13 protein-coding genes are annotated in these 17371 nt (G+C 39.5%); all 13 read left to right on the forward strand.

Annotation, left to right across the window (positions count from 1 at the left end; all coding sequences use genetic code 11):
• The first annotated feature begins 99 nt into the window (after nucleotides 1-99).
• The 13 genes from ACY3XC_RS05755 (at nucleotide 100) to ACY3XC_RS05815 (ending at nucleotide 17353) form a co-directional block, all read left to right on the forward strand.
• Nucleotides 100-573 carry a branched-chain amino acid aminotransferase gene (locus tag ACY3XC_RS05755; RefSeq protein WP_464867678.1) on the forward strand — a complete coding sequence of 158 codons (474 nt, stop codon included), beginning with the start codon at nucleotides 100-102 and terminating at the stop codon, nucleotides 571-573.
• A gap of 69 nt (nucleotides 574-642) precedes the next feature.
• Nucleotides 643-1332, forward strand: coding sequence for an oxidoreductase (locus tag ACY3XC_RS05760; protein WP_464867679.1), 690 nt, complete (start codon nucleotides 643-645; stop codon nucleotides 1330-1332).
• 555 nt (nucleotides 1333-1887) lie between these two features.
• Nucleotides 1888-3252, forward strand: coding sequence for an NAD(P)-dependent oxidoreductase (locus tag ACY3XC_RS05765; protein ID WP_464867680.1), 1365 nt, complete (start codon nucleotides 1888-1890; stop codon nucleotides 3250-3252).
• Between the two features lie 78 nt (nucleotides 3253-3330).
• Nucleotides 3331-4617: an NAD-dependent dihydropyrimidine dehydrogenase subunit PreA gene (gene preA, locus ACY3XC_RS05770; RefSeq protein WP_464867681.1), complete on the forward strand. Its 1287-nt coding sequence runs from the start codon at nucleotides 3331-3333 to the stop codon at nucleotides 4615-4617.
• Between the two features lie 15 nt (nucleotides 4618-4632).
• Nucleotides 4633-6051 carry a dihydropyrimidinase gene (hydA, locus tag ACY3XC_RS05775; protein WP_464867682.1) on the forward strand — a complete coding sequence of 473 codons (1419 nt, stop codon included), beginning with the start codon at nucleotides 4633-4635 and terminating at the stop codon, nucleotides 6049-6051.
• 160 nt (nucleotides 6052-6211) lie between these two features.
• Complete coding sequence (locus tag ACY3XC_RS05780) at nucleotides 6212-7681, forward strand: NCS1 family transporter (RefSeq protein WP_464867683.1); 1470 nt, start codon at nucleotides 6212-6214, stop codon at nucleotides 7679-7681.
• Nucleotides 7682-7710: 29 nt separating this feature from the next.
• Nucleotides 7711-7929, forward strand: a complete 219-nt coding sequence (locus tag ACY3XC_RS05785) for a hypothetical protein (RefSeq protein ID WP_179160738.1) — start codon at nucleotides 7711-7713, stop codon at nucleotides 7927-7929.
• Nucleotides 7930-8003: 74 nt separating this feature from the next.
• Complete coding sequence (locus ACY3XC_RS05790) at nucleotides 8004-9278, forward strand: PucR family transcriptional regulator (protein ID WP_464867685.1); 1275 nt, start codon at nucleotides 8004-8006, stop codon at nucleotides 9276-9278.
• Nucleotides 9279-9412: 134 nt separating this feature from the next.
• The gene (locus ACY3XC_RS05795; RefSeq protein ID WP_464867686.1) at nucleotides 9413-10879 is read left to right on the forward strand and encodes a CoA-acylating methylmalonate-semialdehyde dehydrogenase; all 1467 of its coding nucleotides are present in this window, start codon (nucleotides 9413-9415) and stop codon (nucleotides 10877-10879) included.
• Between the two features lie 16 nt (nucleotides 10880-10895).
• Entirely contained in the window at nucleotides 10896-12251 is a 1356-nt protein-coding gene (locus tag ACY3XC_RS05800) for an aminotransferase (RefSeq protein ID WP_464867687.1), read from the forward strand.
• A 136-nt stretch (nucleotides 12252-12387) separates the two neighbouring features.
• Entirely contained in the window at nucleotides 12388-14637 is a 2250-nt protein-coding gene (locus ACY3XC_RS05805; RefSeq protein ID WP_464867688.1) for an AAA domain-containing protein, read from the forward strand.
• A gap of 354 nt (nucleotides 14638-14991) precedes the next feature.
• On the forward strand, nucleotides 14992-16110 hold the full coding sequence (gene proB, locus ACY3XC_RS05810; protein ID WP_464867689.1) for a glutamate 5-kinase: 1119 nt from the start codon (nucleotides 14992-14994) through the stop codon (nucleotides 16108-16110).
• Nucleotide 16111: 1 nt separating this feature from the next.
• Nucleotides 16112-17353: a glutamate-5-semialdehyde dehydrogenase gene (locus tag ACY3XC_RS05815; RefSeq protein WP_464867690.1), complete on the forward strand. Its 1242-nt coding sequence runs from the start codon at nucleotides 16112-16114 to the stop codon at nucleotides 17351-17353.
• Nucleotides 17354-17371: the final 18 nt, after the last annotated feature.

Below are 17371 nucleotides of genomic sequence, written 5' to 3' on the forward strand. Positions count from 1 at the left end.
AATTGGGTTTAGGCGTCTTTTTTATATTGTAAAATTTGCTTTTTTATTTAACATGACTCTATAGTAAAAGTGGGATTACCTATAATAGGAGGGCGTCAAATGGAAAATAAAGAAAACGGGAATTTTACTGATGCTTATATTGAACGTTGCAGCAAGGAAACTGAAACGATGATTGCTAATGAATCATCTAGTTTTTTAAACCAGCCAATTACCTATTTAAAAGAACATAAAAACGAATTTATTTATGTGGAGTCAACTTTGTTTGAACAGATTGGTGTTGAGGGTGTGTCACTGGAGGTTGATGATGTTTTTGGTACATATGATGTCATGCTGGGTTTAAAGCTTCAAAAGAAGTATGAGAAAATGTTAAAGGACCAGCTCAATAACTCTTTACAGGGCGATGAAGCAAAATTTGATTTAATGTTTAGCCATGATGATGGTTTATGGGATTTGAATTTTGCCTTAAATTATGTAGATGGTTATACAGAGAATCTGTCTATTCATGAGGCCTTTCAGTTAATCCATCAGTTTTTAAATACTTTAGTTCATACAATTAAACAAACAACCAGCTGATATGCTGGTTGTTTCACTGCTTAGAGGACCCGCAGGATTAACAAAGCGATTGTTAGAGAGGAGATTTTTATGAGTTCAAGTAAAAAATCGGCACTTGTTCTTGGAGCAACGGGTCTTATTGGAAAAGAGCTGGTGAAGATATTGAATGAGTCAGATCAATATGAAAAAATACTGTTGTTGGTTCGTAGACCAATTGAACTTGAATCTAAAATATGTGAAGAGCATATCGTTGACTTCAATGAACTACATAAGTACCATCACCTATTTAAAGTGTCAGATGTTTTTTGCTGCTTGGGTACGACGATTAAAGTAGCGAAGACAAAGGAAGCTTTTCGTAAAGTAGATTATGAATATCCTGTTGAGGCTGCAAAATTAGCAAAGGAAAATGGCACTGAAAAGTTTCTAATTGTAAGTTCCATGGGGGCAGATCCCAAGTCATATTTCTTTTACAGTCGAGTAAAAGGGGATGTTGAGGAAACTCTGTCTAAGTTAAACTTACCTTCACTACATATTTTCAGACCTTCATTATTGTTAGGGAAGCGAGAAGAGTTTCGGTTTGGAGAGAAACTCGCAGAAAAGGCTAGTGGGGTAATGAACATGCTAATGGTAGGTCCACTTCGTCCTTATCGAGGGATACAAGCAAGGAAGGTTGCTGCTGCGATGGCTTTTGTGGCGCAGTCAAATAAAAAATGGAATAACGTTTATCTTTCACATGAGATTGATTCAATGGTTGGGTTTTCAGAATGGAGAAAGGTTTAAGCTAAATAAAAGGAATCATTCAAAAACGAATGATCCTTTTTTTCATCATTTTCATCTGCTAGTTTTGGTGTTACTTTAATTTTGATCATATACAAAAACATTCGGCAAATAATTTGCAAATGTCGAGAACTTTTATTTTGGAAAACAATTATCGATAGTTGTAAGCCTCTTAGACCTTAACTTCATTTTTCCTTTATAGTCATTGAGTTTAAGTTATTTTTTAAAAGACAATTACCTCAAATATATTAATAATAGGTTCGATGTAATTTTACAAAATATTTTGTTCATCTGTGATAAATTGGTAAAAGGTTAAGAATGGTACAAGAATATCTTTCATTTATCTACTACATTACTCATCGATTTTTCCCTTCAAATCATCATCAAGTACAATAGATTCGCATAAATGTTGTATAGAATCTAGTTCACACATTGGTTAGTAGAATACAAGCATCATTTTACAAATTGTATAATGTAATGATTTTTTACTGCCTGTAAAATGAAATTTAGATGCGGAATTTTCAGTAAATTCACTTTTAAATAAAGGAGGGTTTTTTATTGGAAAAAATACAGAGGATATCCAATACCAATCTGGACCTTAACTTTCAAGAAGTAGAACGTCCACTTACAAATCAAGAAGCATTGGAAGAATCAAATCGCTGCCTGTATTGTTATGATGCTCCTTGTATTAAGGCCTGTCCGACAGGCATTGATATCCCAACTTTTATAAAAAAAATTTCGACTGGAAACTTACTCGGCTCTGCCAAAACTATAATGACTTCCAATCCAGTTGGTGCGAGCTGCGCTAGAGTGTGTCCAACTGAGGAGCTGTGTGAAGGGGCCTGTGTCTTAAACCATTCGACAAAACCGATTATGATTGGAAACCTGCAGAGATATGCCACAGATTGGGCGATAAAAAATGAACAACCTCTTTTTCAGCCTGGAACAGCTAATGGTAAATCTGTTGCTGTTGTTGGCGGAGGACCAGCAGGGCTTTCAGCAGCAAGAGAATTGGCCAGATTTGGATATGAGGTGACGATATTAGAAGCAGCAGAAAAAGCTGGCGGTTTAAATACTTATGGTATTGTCTCATTCAGGCTGCCACAGACAATTTCATATTGGGAAGTAGAACAGGTTGAAAAACTTAATGTAACAATTAAAACAAATACAAGGGTAGGAAAAGATGTATCCGCTAAGGAATTACTTCAAAATTTTGATTGCATCGTATTAGCTGTAGGTATGTCACATGTTCCTAACTTAGGAATAGAAGGAGAAGATCTAGACGGAGTATACGATGCAATTGAGTTTGTCAAGGAAACAAAAAGTGGAAGATTATCGAAGGATTTTATCGGAAAACGGGCTGTTGTCATCGGTGCAGGAAATACCGCTATTGATGGTGCTACCTGTTCTGTACGATTGGGTGCAGAAAATGTAAAAATCTTATATCGCCGAACCGCAGAAGAAATGACTGCCTATGATTTTGAATATGAATTTGCTAAACAAGATGGTGTTGAATTTCGCTGGTTAACCGCACCAAAGAGAATTATTGGTGATGAACATGGAAGAGTAACCGGGGTTGAATGTATCAAAATGAATCTTGGTGAGCCAGATGAAGACGGGCGCAGGAGACCGATTCCTGTTGAAGGATCTGAACATGTTTTACCAGTGGATGCTGTCATCAAAGCTATCGGACAAACAAGGCATTTGGAACTAATTGAAGGTTTTGGACTGCAGCATGATAATGGTGTGGTGCAAGTAAATAAAGAAACCTATCAAACTTCTAATCCTAAAATATATGCTTGCGGTGATGTTGTTTTTGGAAAGGGCAAAGGAGACGCCATGGTGGTTACTGCAGCTCAACAAGGAAAACAAGCTGCCTATAGTATTCATAAGCAATTTACGGCCGTGGAAACAGCACAGTAAATGGTCATATAAAAAGATATAAATATGTAAGCGCTTTCCAATACTAAAGCATTTCTACTTTAAAGGGGTGATTTCAATATGGCTGATTTGAGTATTAATCTTGCAGGGATAAAATCTCCGAATCCATTTTGGCTTGCTTCAGCACCTCCTACCAATTCAGGGTATCAAGTTCAGAGAGCCTTTGAAGCAGGTTGGGGCGGGGCAGTTTGGAAAACATTAGGTGACCCAATTTTGAATGTTTCCTCTAGGTTTGCTGCCATAAGTTTTAACGGACAACGGGTGGCAGGATTCAATAATATTGAATTGATAACCGACCGGCCATTAGAAGTGAATTTAAAAGAAATCTATGAAACCAAAAAAAGATTTCCTAACCATGCTATCATCGCATCCTTAATGATGGAACCAAAGCAAGAAAAGTGGCACGAATTAGTTAAGCGGGTTGAAGATGTCGGAGTTGACGGTCTCGAATTAAACTTTGGCTGTCCGCATGGTATGGCTGAACGTGGAATGGGTTCTGCTTCTGGTCAAGTACCAGCACTTGTAGAACGTCAGACCTATTGGGTAAAGGAAGTGGCAAAAACACCTGTTATCGTAAAATTAACGCCAAACATTACGGATATAACCGCTACTGCTGAAGCGGCATGTAATGGCGGTGCAGATGCCATCAGTATGATAAACACGATTAATAGTTTGATGGGGGTAGATCTTGATACATGGAATACCATCCCGCATGTTGCAGGAAAGGGGGCACACGGAGGATATTGTGGTCCTGCTGTTAAACCGATTGCCCTTAATATGGTGGCGGAATGTGCACGTCATGCAAATATAAACGTCCCAATATCAGGAATTGGCGGAATCTCCAACTGGCAGGATGCCGTTGAATTCATGTTAATGGGTGCTACAGGTGTGCAAATATGTACCGCTGCCATGCACCACGGATTCCGTATTGTCGAAGACATGATTGAAGGACTTAGCCATTATTTAGATAGTAAAGGTATAAGGTCAGTTTCTGAAATCATTGGAAAATCTGTTCCAAGGTATTCGGATTGGGGTAATTTAGACCTTAACTATAATATCGTCGCCAAAATCAATACGGATGTTTGTATCAACTGTAATAAGTGCCATATTGCCTGTGAGGATACATCCCATCAATGTATTGATAGGTTAATTGACGAGAACGGTAGAAGTTATCTAAAAGTTAGAGAGGAAGATTGTGTTGGCTGTAACCTATGTTCCATTGTCTGCCCGGTAGACGGGGCAATCGATATGGTCGAAGTGGCTAATGAATTACCACCGATGTCCTGGAATGAAAGACAGTCAACCTTGAATCTAGCAACAAAATGTAAGGTTGATAGTAACAAATGAGAAGGGAGAAATGGTATGAAAAAACTGATTAAAAATGGAACCATTGTAACTGCAGCAGATACCTTTACAGCAGAAATCCTAATAGAAGAAGGAAAAATCTCTCAAATTGGCAACAATCTTTCAGCAAATAGTGCTGAAGTTATCGACGCAAAGGGCTGTCTCATTTTTCCTGGGGGCATTGACCCTCATACCCATTTAGATATGCCTTTTGGAGGAACCGTGACAAAGGATGATTTTGAAACGGGCACCATTGCTGCAGCTTTTGGCGGAACGACAACCATAATAGATTTTTGCTTAACCAGTAAAGGTGACTCGTTAAAAAATGCAATTCAAACCTGGCATGCAAAATCAGAAGAAAAAGCTGTCATCGATTATGGTTTTCATTTAATGATTTCAGAAATCAATGAGAATGTTTTAAATGAGCTTCCTTATGTGATTAACGAAGAAGGTATCACCTCTTTCAAGGTATTTATGGCTTACAAAAACGTTCTCCAAGCAGATGATGAAACGCTTTTCCGAACTCTCGTCTCAGCAAAGGAACATGGGGCACTTGTCATGGTCCATGCGGAAAATGGAGATGTAATTGATTATTTAACGAAAAAGGCGATTGCAGAAGGAAACAGAGCACCAATCTATCATGCCTTAACAAGACCGCCAGAATTAGAGGGGGAAGCGACTGGAAGAGCTGCAAAACTGACCGGGCTGGCAAACTCGCAATTATATGTCGTTCACGTTTCTTGTGCCGATGCGGTTGAAAAAATTGCCGAAGCGCGCAGCAGGGGCTTTGATGTTTGGGGTGAAACCTGCCCACAGTATTTAGTTCTTGATCAAAGCTACCTAGAAAGACCGAATTTTGAAGGTGCCAAATATGTCTGGTCACCTCCGTTACGAGAGAAATGGAATCAAGAGGTACTGTGGAATGCGTTAAAAAGCGGTCAGCTTCAGACGCTTGGATCTGATCAATGCTCGTTTGATTTTAAAGGCCAGAAGGATTTAGGCAGGGACGATTTTACTAAGATTCCAAATGGCGGGCCAATTATTGAAGATCGACTATCTATATTATTCTCTGAGGGGGTGAGGAAAGGACGAATAAGTCTTAATCAGTTTGTTGATCTTACATCCACAAGAGCCGCAAAATTATTTGGCTTATATCCGAAAAAAGGCAGTATTGCCGTTGGAGCAGACGCGGATATTGTCATTTTTGATCCACTGGCAGAGCGGGTTATTTCCGCTGAAACGCATCATATGGCCGTTGATTACAATGCCTTTGAAGGAATGAAAGTCACGGGAGAACCAGTTTCGGTTTTATCACGAGGTGAATTTGTCGTGCGTGATAAGCAGTTTGTAGGAAAACCAGGAACCGGCCAATATTTAAAGAGAGCCAAATACAATGGGTATACTCCAATAAACCAAAATGAAACCTTATCCATTTAGCAGCAATATATAGAATACAATTTTCTCCATTCATTGTTGAACGACTCCTGCAATTGCTTGCTTAGGCAGGCAATTGCACTTTAAAACCTCTGTCGAAAGTCGGTTATGTAAATATGGATGTTTACATTTTTGTATCTTAAACCGAAAAAGGAGTGTTCATATGAAAAAAAGCCACTTAAAGTCTTCTGATTTATTACCAATTCAACAAAAAGACAGGAAAGTCACAAAGTTAGGATATTCATTCATGTGGGTAGGGATGGTTGTGGTACTTGCTACCTTTGCCATTGGCGGTGCAGGGGTCCAAAGTCTCTCATTACCGCTAGTTATACTTGCAACGATTATTGGCTCACTCGCTATCGGATTTTTCATATCCTTAATTGCTGATATCGGCATCGAACATGGTTTGTCATTTCCTGTGTATATGCGAGCGCCATTTGGAACAATTGGAACCCACATTCCATCAATAACCAGGGGCATAACCGCTTCGGCTTGGTTTGGAATCAACACGTATTTTGGTGCGACAGCGATGAACGGCATTTTAAATATATTATCTGGGTTTGATAATTGGTTTGTCTGCTTCATTATTTTTGCAATTGTCCAATTGATTAATACTGCTTTAGGGATTAAGTCAATTGAAAGGTTCGCAGATTTAGCGGCACCCATTATTATCCTAATCGCTATTTGGATGTATTCCTCATTATCTGACCAAGCACAGGCTGCTGGAAGAGATGTTTGGAGCTGGGTAGAATCACCTGTTACTGGTGGTGCGGCGTTTACAGCTTTTATGGTGGTTATTTTTAGCAACATGGGATTCTGGGCAACATTGAGTGCGGATATTCCATCGATTTCACGCTTCATGAAAGCTCCAGTAAATGAAAAGAACTGGTTTAAGAGAAATAAAAGTTCTTTAATTGGAAACCTTATCGCAATGCCAATCACACAAACTTTTATGATTGTAATTGGTGCAGTATCCTACATTGCAGTATTAAATGCAGACCCAGTAGTTGCCCTTCAAGAGTCAGCAAGCGGGATTGTCCTTGCCATTTTACTGTTGATGATTGTATTGGCCCAATGGTCAACGAATACTGCCGCAAATGTAGTACCTGCAGCAACTATTTTCTCCAATGTAGGCGGGCCGAAGTTTCCATTTTGGGCGGGTGTTATTACAGCAGGTATTGTAGGAACAATCGTCCAACCGTGGGAGTTATTTGGAGTCATCATTCCGATTCTGCTAATCGTAGGCGGTATATTGTCTGCAATCGTTGGAATTCTCTTTGCTGATTATTATTTAATCCGCAAAAGACGAGTGAATGTTCCAGAGCTATACGAAGACGATGGACAATTTAGATATTGGGGCGGCGTGAATCTTGCAGGCTTTATTGCTTGGATTATTGGCGGTTATATCTCCTATTTATTCCCGGCGTATGGTTTTTTAGTAGGGTTCTTACTTGGAGCGGCTATATATTATGTGCTTGCAAAATTCTGGTGGTTTAAGAAGTATCAACAGGCTGAACTTGAGGATCCGAGTGATGATAAATATCTAGGAATCTCAGTTGGACGTGATTGGATCATTGAAGAAGAATTTGAGTCTGTCATAGAGGAAGCGCCTGCCAATTTAAATTTTGATTAATGAAAATTTCTTATTTGTAGGAGGGTACAATGTCGGATTATCAACAATATCTTAATGAAAGAGATAAGCTTGATTTTTTCACTCAGAAGGGTTTTCGAATTAATGCTGTACATGAGCATTTAGATGGTGCTTCGGTTGAATTTTACCATCCAACAAGTAAAGAAAAAGAAACATTGCTTATTGGAACCGCAAATGCAAGAAAGTATTTTTCGAGTTTACTCATTAAACAGAATTTGGGGATAAAGTGAGTTTAGATTGATGGGGATTGGTAGCTTATACCAATCCTTTTTGAGAATTTGTTTCTTTGTAGAGGAGTAATAGGATGATTGAGCATTTACCATTAACGGTTTCAGATATATTATCTCGGAAGCATTATGAACAAGCAATCATGATTGCTGGGGAAAAGGGTCTAAATCGGATTGTAAAATGGGTTCATGTTGTCGAAGTCACCAATATTCGTAATCTCTTAAATGGGGATGAGCTGATTTTATCAACTGGTGTTGCCTGGAAAGGAAATGAGGACCTATTTGTTTCCATTCTTAACCAACTGATAGAAATACATGCAGCAGGTCTTTGTATAGAGATGGGAACTTATTTGTCAGAGATTCCAGCTGAAGCGATTAGGATTGCCAATCAGAATAATTTTCCCATTGTCATTTTTCAAAAAGAAGTTCCATTCGTTGAAATTACCCAGGATATTCATACCATGATTATTCACAAACAATATAGGAAGATTAGTGACTTGAGAAAATTATTTATTGAAGAAAAGAAGAGGGCAGAAGAAAATGAGTGGCTCCAAGGCTGGTTAGAGGGCGAGCATACTTTAGACAGTATTCATGATTATTTACACGGATATGGGATTAAACTGAAATCACCTGAAGCTGTGGTTTTATTAGCCAAGGTGCACACGTTTAAGGAGAAATCGAATCAGGATGTTACGTATATAAAGTTATTATTTCAATCTGTTTTTGAACAAAATGGCTTTGCGTTATTTTCTGTTGAAAAAAGAAATGAACTGATTGTTATTCTTTTAAATAATAGACCTAATAAAAATGTTAAGGAGCGAATAAAAAAAGCAATTGAGGCTATTGAAGACTCAGAGTTTCTGAGGAAGAAGAACACATCCAAAATATTTATGGCAGCAGGTAAATTTGTTGATCGGTTAACAGATATTCATAAGAGCTGTCTAACTGCAAAAGAAACCCTCCGAATCCAACAGGAAATGGCTAAGGAAAAAACCTATTTTTATGAAGATTTACATTTATATCGACTTATTTCTCAAATGAGCAGGCATATGGATTTACAAGAACTTGTCATGGAATATCTTCAACCAGTCATTCATCATGATCAAACGTATAATAGCAAGCTATTAGAGACCTTAAAAGTATATTTAGAGTGTAATGGGTCAAAGCAAGAAACAGCCAATAAGCTCTTTATTGTCAGACAAACTCTATACCACCGTCTCCAAAAGTTAGAGAATCTTCTTGGTAAGGATTTTATGAATCATGAAAAACGAGTGGCATTTGAGTTCATGCTGCTTGTTAAGGATTATTTATCGCCCCACATCTTGCAAAGTAAAAAACAATTGATGGATTAACAATACAAAGTGTTCATTTTGTGGAAGAAAAAGTAATGGTTACCTTACAGAATGTCTAATGAACAACTTTCTATAATAATAGATAATTACTTTAAAAGGTTTAGCTATTTTAGTTTATTGATGGAGGGAAACGTATGAGCGTGACCAAAAAAGATACAACACTGCTGCAGAATTTTATTAATGGTGCATGGGTAAGTTCAAGCAGTAATCAGACCCTTAATGTGCCGAATCCAGCAACAAATGAATTACTTACAAAAGTGCCTGTTTCTACGAGAGAGGATGTGAACTTAGCTGTAGCAGCAGCAAAAGTAGCGTTTAACAAGTGGAAGAAAGTGCCCGTTCCGAAACGAGCACGGATCCTCTTTAAATATCACAGTCTATTAAGTGATAACCATGAAGCGCTGGCAAAATTAATCGTACTTGAAAATGGTAAGGCATACAAAGAGGCTTATGGAGAAGTGCAGCGTGGAATTGAGTGTGTAGAGTTTGCTTCAGGAGCACCGACTCTGATGATGGGGGAAACCTTATCAGGTATCGCAGAGGAAATCGATTCCGAAATGTTCCGTTATCCAGTAGGGGTTGTCGGAGGAATCACTCCATTTAACTTTCCAATGATGGTTCCACTTTGGATGTTCCCATTAGCGATTGCTTGCGGAAATGCCTTTGTATTAAAGCCATCTGAGCGTACGCCGATCTTGGCTAATAGACTAGCAGAGTTGTTCTCTGAAGCTGGTGCCCCTCCTGGTGTATTGAATGTGGTCCATGGTGCTCATGATGTCGTTAATGGATTACTTGATCATGAAGATATTGCTGCGATCTCGTTTGTGGGCTCCCAGCCGGTTGCGAAGTATGTATACGAACGGGCGGCCTCCAAGGGAAAAAGAGTTCAAGCCCTTTCCGGAGCCAAAAACCATCATATTGTTATGCCTGATGCCGATTTGGATAAGGCGGTCCAACATATTATCTCTTCAACATTTGGAAGTGCTGGGCAGCGCTGTATGGCATGCAGTGCGGTGGTGGTTGTCGGGGACAATGAACCATTCGTTAAGGCATTAACGAAAAAAGCAGATGAGTTGATTATCGGAAACGGGATGGATGACGAGGTGTTATTAACTCCCGTTATTAGAAAGGAACATCTTGATAAGGTACTCGGATATATTGAAAAAGGGGTGCTTGAGGGTGCTGATTTAATTCGTGATGGACGCAGAGAAATGAGTGACCATTCGGAAGGGAATTTCTTAGGACCGACCATTTTCGATCATGTTACTTCGGAAATGACGATCGCCAAGGATGAAATATTTGCCCCGGTATTAAGTCTGCTGCGAGCGAGTGATTTAGACGAGGGATTGGAGTATATACGCAAATCGAGATATGGCAATGGAGCGACGATTTATACCAATAATGCAAAAGCAATCCGGCAATTCCGTGAAGAAGCGGATGCGGGTATGTTAGGTATCAACGTAGGTGTTCCTGCGACAATGGCATTCTTTCCGTTTTCAGGCTGGAAGGATTCCTTTTATGGCGATCTTCATGTGAACGGTAAAGACGGTTTAAACTTTTATACACGTAAAAAAATGATTACATCACGGTTTGATGGATAGAAAAGGAGGGGCTGATATGGTTCAAACGGGTCGTCCACATGAAGAATTACTTGCTCAAGATGATAAATATTTATGGCATTCTATGAAGCCTTATAATCCTAATGCAACCATCGTGGCCACAAAGGCTGAGGGGTCTTGGGTAAGTGACGCGGATGGGAAGCGATATTTAGATGCAATGGCTGGACTATGGTGCGTGAATGTAGGTTATGGAAGAAAAGAGCTTGCAGATGCAGCATATGAACAACTTAAGGAAATGGCATATTTTCCCCTTACTCAAAGCCATATCCCAGCCATTAAGCTTGCTGAAAAGTTAAATGATATGCTAGGTGATGAATATGTAATCTTTTTCTCAAACAGCGGTTCTGAAGCCAATGAAACCGCCTTTAAAATCGTCCGTCAATATCATCAGCAAAGAGGGGAATTTAACCGTTACAAAATACTTTCGCGCTACCGTGCCTATCACGGGAATTCTATGGGAGCTTTGGCGGCAACAGGTCAGGCGCAAAGAAAGTATAAATACGAGCCTTTAGCTCCTGGTTTTATTCATGTAGCTCCGCCTGATTCCTATCGCGACGATACGAATGTAAAGGATCCGATGGAACTTTCATCAGTAAAAGAAATCGACCGAACGATGACGTGGGAACTAAGTGAAACGATAGCCGCGATGATCATGGAACCGATTATTACCGGTGGGGGAATCCTAGTTCCGCCTGAGGGCTATATGAAGGCAGCCAAACAGGTTTGTGAAAAACACGGTGCTCTCTTAATTGTAGATGAAGTTATCTGTGGGTTTGGTCGAACTGGAAAGCCATTTGGCTTTATGAACTATGATGTAAAGCCTGACATCATCACAATGGCTAAAGGCATTACAAGTGCGTATTTACCGCTTTCAGCTACAGCTGTTCGGAAAGAAATTTATGAAGCCTTTAAGGGTACAGAAGAATATGATTACTTCCGTCACGTTAACACCTTTGGAGGTAATCCGGCAGCTTGCGCCTTAGCATTAAAGAACCTAGAGATTATGGAAAATGAAAATTTATTTGACCGTTCTCGTGACCTTGGGAACCAGGTAGTAAATGAGTTAACAAATCTTCTTCAAAATCACCCATTTGTAGGTGATGTCCGCGGTAAAGGTCTATTAGTTGGAATTGAATTAGTTAAGGATAAGAAAACAAAGGAACCTTTAGATGCTGCTCAAGTGAATCAAGTAATTGCTTCATGCAAACAGGAAGGGTTATTAATTGGTAAAAACGGTGCAACAGTGGCGGGGTACAATAATGTATTAGCTCTATCACCTCCTTTAAATATCGAACTGAAAGATATACAATTCATTATCAAAACGGTTAGTGATTCAATTAATAAAATCAAATAAACTTAAAGAAGTCCTAAGTGCTGAAAAAACACTTAGGACTTCTTTAAGTTTATTTTTGCATCGTAAACATGCTATAGTAGATTCACCATTTATGGTTGTATTTTATCAGAAGCTTTTTTATTAGAAGGATGAGAAAATGACGAAGACTGTAATGAATATTAAAGAATGGCAGCAGGCACTACATAATGAAATGATTTACTTAAAAAAATATGGCAGCAACAAATACAGAGTAACAAGTGGCAGATTATTATCCAATGATGGTACGTTTACCTATTACTTTGACACTGCTTTCTCATTAAAAGTTCCAGTTGGATCTTCCATCACACTTGTATGGGGAGGAATAAAGCAAGGTGGACGAGTCCTTTCATCCGAGGGAAAGGGAATAATTGTTCAATTAGAGCAATTGCTGGGTGATTTAATCCCGGAGGCGTATATTTATCATGATCCTTGGGAGCTGCTTGAACAGCTCGTTGAACGTTTAGATGAAATAAACAAAAGTAAGCAAAAACGAGTAAGAGTCAATCGATTAATGAACCCCTCGATGCCTGCAAAGCATCCCGAAGAAAAGATAAAAAGTAATATTCATGAATTGGTATTACGTTCAAAGTACAACCCCGTCACTTTTGTTTGGGGACCCCCTGGGACCGGTAAAACGTATACATTAGCACGAGTTGCGGCTAATAAATATTTCCAAGATAAAACGGTCCTTATCCTTTCACACAGTAACCAGGCAGTTGACGTATTAATAAGAGAAATTTCAGGATTCATAAAAAAGAAGGACCGGTTTCGCGAAGGGGACGTGCTTCGTTACGGATATAATACGAGTGTGGCAGAAGACAGCAAAGAAGCGCTTACGACCAGTCAGCTTCTCAAGAAGCAAGAACACAGTCTTGTTGAAGATAAAGATGTTTTAGTGGAAGAACGGAAGAATTTAAAACAGGATTTAGCACGTTCCTTTAGTAAACGGGACTCCAATCAGTTATTGGAGCTTGAGAAAAAGCTTGCAAGAGTGCTAGAAAAAATCCGCCAAAAGGAAATAGAGTTTGTAAAGGATGCATTGGTGGTGGGTTCCACACTGGCTAAAGCTGCCAGTGATCCCGCTATTTATGGCCGTGAATTTGACGTAGTCATTCTAGATGAAGCAAGTATGGCCTACGTACCACAGGCTGCTTTTGCTGCTGCACTTGGTAAAAGAGTAATCATTTGTGGAGATTTTAAACAATTACCACCGATTGCCTCCTCTCGGGACTCACTTGTAACAAAATGGTTAAAAGAGGATGTTTTTCATCGAGCGGGTGTGGTGGATTGGGTTGAGGCTGGAAAACTTCATCCACACTTATTTTTATTAAAAGAACAGCGGAGGATGCACCCAGATATCTCAGCTTTTACCAATCAATACATTTATCATTCTCTAGTTGGTGACCATGCAAGTGTCCATAGCAGTAGAAATCAGATAGTAGAAAAATGTCCTTTTCCAGGACGTGCGTCAATCCTATTAGATACAAGCTATATGGGCGCATTTTCTTTAACGGAAAAAAGCTCTAATTCTAGATCAAATATCTGGCAGGCGCTGATTTCCTTTCAATTAATTCATGAAACCTACCTAGGCGGCGCTAGGTCTATTGGATATGTAACCCCCTACAGAGCGCAAGCAAATATAATGGACCTCCTACTGCAGGATTTATATCAAACAGAAGTGTTATCTGCAGATATTGTTTCTGCAACTGTTCACCGCTTTCAAGGCAGTGAGAGAGATGTTATGATTTTCGATACAGTTGATTCTAACCCACAGGAACGTGCAGGGATGCTATTAACTGGAATTGACAGTGAACGGCTTATCAATGTTGCCATTACGAGAACAAAGGGGAAATTTATTCATGTTGGTAATATCGCGTTTATCCGTAAGCATGTCTATAATAGGAAAACGATTAGACAACTAGTTGAACATCAAGAAAAACATCAACAAAGTGTTAGGACAAAGGATATTGGCACTTGGATAAAAAATCAGCTTCCTAAATTACAATGGATACATGCACTAAAATTAGAAAAGGTCCTCAAGGACATAGAAAATGCAAGGACTTCCATCATTATTTCCTTGCCTGTAAATATTGTCTTACCTGAATCATGGGTAAATGTTTTAGTTAATCGGCATCACACCGCAACGCTTATCGTAATTTCTGAAAAGCCCTGCCCAGAATTACAGCCAGATTCTTGGCAGGAGGAAGGATACACCTTCCCGTTTATCCTCATGGATCAGCATATTCTCTGGCTCGGATTTCCGTTAGGAAGAGGAAAAGGTCTGCAGCCCCCCTATATCGCAGCAAGATTAAATTCAGAAAAGATATGTGATTATTTGATTGGACAGTTAGTAACAAATGACTTATAGAACAAAAACATAACGTAAAAATGAAATTTAAATATTCAAAAAACACCCTTGACATTTCAGTCTTTTCTATAGATAATAAATAAAATTACAAATTGTTAATGGTATGGGATTAGTAAACTTGGAAACGTGAAAGAGAGTGAAACCCAAAGGCTGTAAGGTTTCTCACGGGAAAAAGATTGAACCTGCCCTATCAAGCCGCTTATGTAAACATAAGCCGTTTTCCCTCGTTACGGAGTTAAGTGGATGCTAAAAGCATCAATGAAGGTGGTACCGCGGAAACGATTTTTCCGTCCTTTTTATAGGGACAGAAGAGTCGTGTTTTTTTTTTTTTTTTTTAAGAGGGGTAAGAGTAGGATGAAGAAACAACTCGTGGTTGTAAAAATAGGAAGCAGCTCGCTAACAACAGCATCAGGCACGATATCTGAAGAAAAAATCCGTGATCACATCGAGGCACTTGCTCATTTAAAAGAACAAGGGCACGATGTCATTCTCATCTCATCCGGTGCAATAGCAGCAGGGTTTGGAGCACTTGGGTATCCGGCTCGACCAAAAAGTACAGCAGGAAAGCAGGCAGCTGCAGCAGTTGGACAGGGACTATTAATGCAGCATTATATTTTACAATTTAAAGAGTTTGGTATTGTACCTGCTCAAATTTTACTAACTAGAGAGGATTTTTATAGTCTGGAGCGGTTTCACAATCTATACAGCACGATATCTGAACTGTTACAAAGGGGCGTTTTACCGATTATTAACGAAAACGACTCGGTTTCGATTGAGGAATTGACCTTTGGTGACAATGATATGCTGTCAGCGCTCGTAAGCGGATTTTTGCATGCAAATGCTCTAATCATCTTAACCGATGTAAATGGTCTATATAATGGTAATCCCAAAGTAGTAAAGGACGCAAAGAAGTATGATTTTATCCCAAGGGTTTATGAAGAACTCCTTGAAGAGGCAGGAGAAAGTGGTTCTTCGGTCGGAACAGGTGGAATGAAATCAAAGCTGTTAGCAGCGAAAAAAGCTCTATCCTTCGGTGTCAGCGTCTTTGTCGGGAAGGGGCAGGGGAAGGAAAAGCTTTCGAGCATTTTAGAGGGTAAAGGAGACGGGACCTATATTGGCGGCTCCTTCGAAACCCAAATGCAAATGAAAAAGCAATGGATTGCTTTCCATTCTCAAACCGCTGGCATTGTTGAGATTGATGAAGGGGCAGAAGCAGCCATTGTTACAAATGGAAAAAGTCTGCTGCCAGTTGGCGTTACGAACGTTATCGGTGAATTTAATGCAATGGATGTTGTCGAGGTACACAATCAAAGAGGTGAATTAATAGGTAAAGGTCAAATCTATTATTCAGCAAAAAACTTACAAATGGTAAAGGGCTTACCTGGAGAAAAGACGAAAAACTTTTCAATCAATAAACGTGCAGAGGCGATTCATCGTAATAACTGGGTTAGTCTGCAGTGGAATGAGGTCTAGTATGAGTGAATTATTAGTAAAGGCTAAGAAGTTAAGGTCAGCCTCTAAGGTACTTTCTATTCTTTCAACGGAAGAAAAAAATGAAGCCTTAGCGAAAATGGCAGACCGATTATTGAGAGAGAAGGAATGGATCGTAGCAGAAAATGCGAAGGATATTCGAGCGGGAGAGGAAAAAGGATTTACCCCTTCTTTATTAGATCGGTTATTGCTAACAGAAGAGAGAATACAACAGATCGTTGAAGGGATTCATCAGTTAATTAAACTTGAAGATCCTATCGGGGAAACCATCGAGGCTTGGGAGCGTCCAAATGGTTTACAGATTCATACTGTGCGGGTTCCGCTCGGTGTCATCGGCATGGTGTATGAAGCTCGTCCAAATGTAACGGTAGATGCAGGCAGCCTTTGTTTAAAGGCGGGAAATGCTGTTCTTTTAAGGGGAAGTACCTCCGCTCTTCATTCTAATAAGGCACTTGTAAAGGTTATGCGTGAGGCTCTTGCTGATGGTAAAATCCCAGCTGATGCTGTTCAACTGCTCGAGGATACAAGCAGGGAAACGGCAGCGCAAATGTTTAAACTAAATCAATATCTTGATGTGTTAATTCCCCGTGGAGGTGCCGGTTTAATTCAATCCGTGATTGAAAATGCAACTGTCCCTGTACTTGAAACAGGTGTTGGCAATTGTCATGTTTTTATTGATGAAACTGCTCAAAAGCAAATGGCCATTGATATTGCTATTAATGCAAAAATGCACCGTGTCTCTGTTTGTAATGCAGCTGAGACCCTGCTTATTCATGAAAGTTGGCCGTATGTTTCCGAAATACTACATTCTCTTAACGAAAAGGGAGTAGAACTCCGTGGTGACGAAGTGCTAGCAGCACAATATCCATTCGTAAAAAGTGCAATGGAAGAGGATTGGAGTACAGAATTTTTAGCGCCAATTTTAGCAGTGAAATTGGTTAGAGATGTGAAGGAAGCCATACATCATATTGACACGTATGGTACAAAGCATTCTGAAGCCATCATAAGTGAACAAGATAATAATGTACGGGTATTCTTACAGGCAGTGGATGCGGCTGTTGTCTATCACAACGCCTCAACTCGTTTTACTGATGGGGAACAATTTGGTTATGGGGCGGAAATTGGCATTAGTACACAAAAACTACATGCACGAGGACCAATGGGGCTACGGGCCATTACGACCTCAAAGGCAATTGTTCAAGGAACAGGACAAATTCGTTCGTAATAAATAGTAGAGAACAAG

The organism is Bacillus sp. CZDM1 (assembly GCF_055502545.1).

What these genes read in the sequence shown, in the direction of transcription:
- ACY3XC_RS05755 (WP_464867678.1), top strand. Translation starts at nt 100, where the DNA reads ATGGAAAATAAAGAAAACGGGAATTTTACTGATGCTTATATTGAACGT.
- ACY3XC_RS05760 (WP_464867679.1), top strand. Translation starts at nt 643, where the DNA reads ATGAGTTCAAGTAAAAAATCGGCACTTGTTCTTGGAGCAACGGGTCTT.
- preA (WP_464867681.1), top strand. Translation starts at nt 3,331, where the DNA reads ATGGCTGATTTGAGTATTAATCTTGCAGGGATAAAATCTCCGAATCCA.
- hydA (WP_464867682.1), top strand. Translation starts at nt 4,633, where the DNA reads ATGAAAAAACTGATTAAAAATGGAACCATTGTAACTGCAGCAGATACC.
- ACY3XC_RS05780 (WP_464867683.1), top strand. Translation starts at nt 6,212, where the DNA reads ATGAAAAAAAGCCACTTAAAGTCTTCTGATTTATTACCAATTCAACAA.
- ACY3XC_RS05785 (WP_179160738.1), top strand. Translation starts at nt 7,711, where the DNA reads ATGTCGGATTATCAACAATATCTTAATGAAAGAGATAAGCTTGATTTT.
- ACY3XC_RS05790 (WP_464867685.1), top strand. Translation starts at nt 8,004, where the DNA reads ATGATTGAGCATTTACCATTAACGGTTTCAGATATATTATCTCGGAAG.
- ACY3XC_RS05795 (WP_464867686.1), top strand. Translation starts at nt 9,413, where the DNA reads ATGAGCGTGACCAAAAAAGATACAACACTGCTGCAGAATTTTATTAAT.
- ACY3XC_RS05800 (WP_464867687.1), top strand. Translation starts at nt 10,896, where the DNA reads ATGGTTCAAACGGGTCGTCCACATGAAGAATTACTTGCTCAAGATGAT.
- ACY3XC_RS05805 (WP_464867688.1), top strand. Translation starts at nt 12,388, where the DNA reads ATGACGAAGACTGTAATGAATATTAAAGAATGGCAGCAGGCACTACAT.
- proB (WP_464867689.1), top strand. Translation starts at nt 14,992, where the DNA reads ATGAAGAAACAACTCGTGGTTGTAAAAATAGGAAGCAGCTCGCTAACA.
- ACY3XC_RS05815 (WP_464867690.1), top strand. Translation starts at nt 16,112, where the DNA reads ATGAGTGAATTATTAGTAAAGGCTAAGAAGTTAAGGTCAGCCTCTAAG.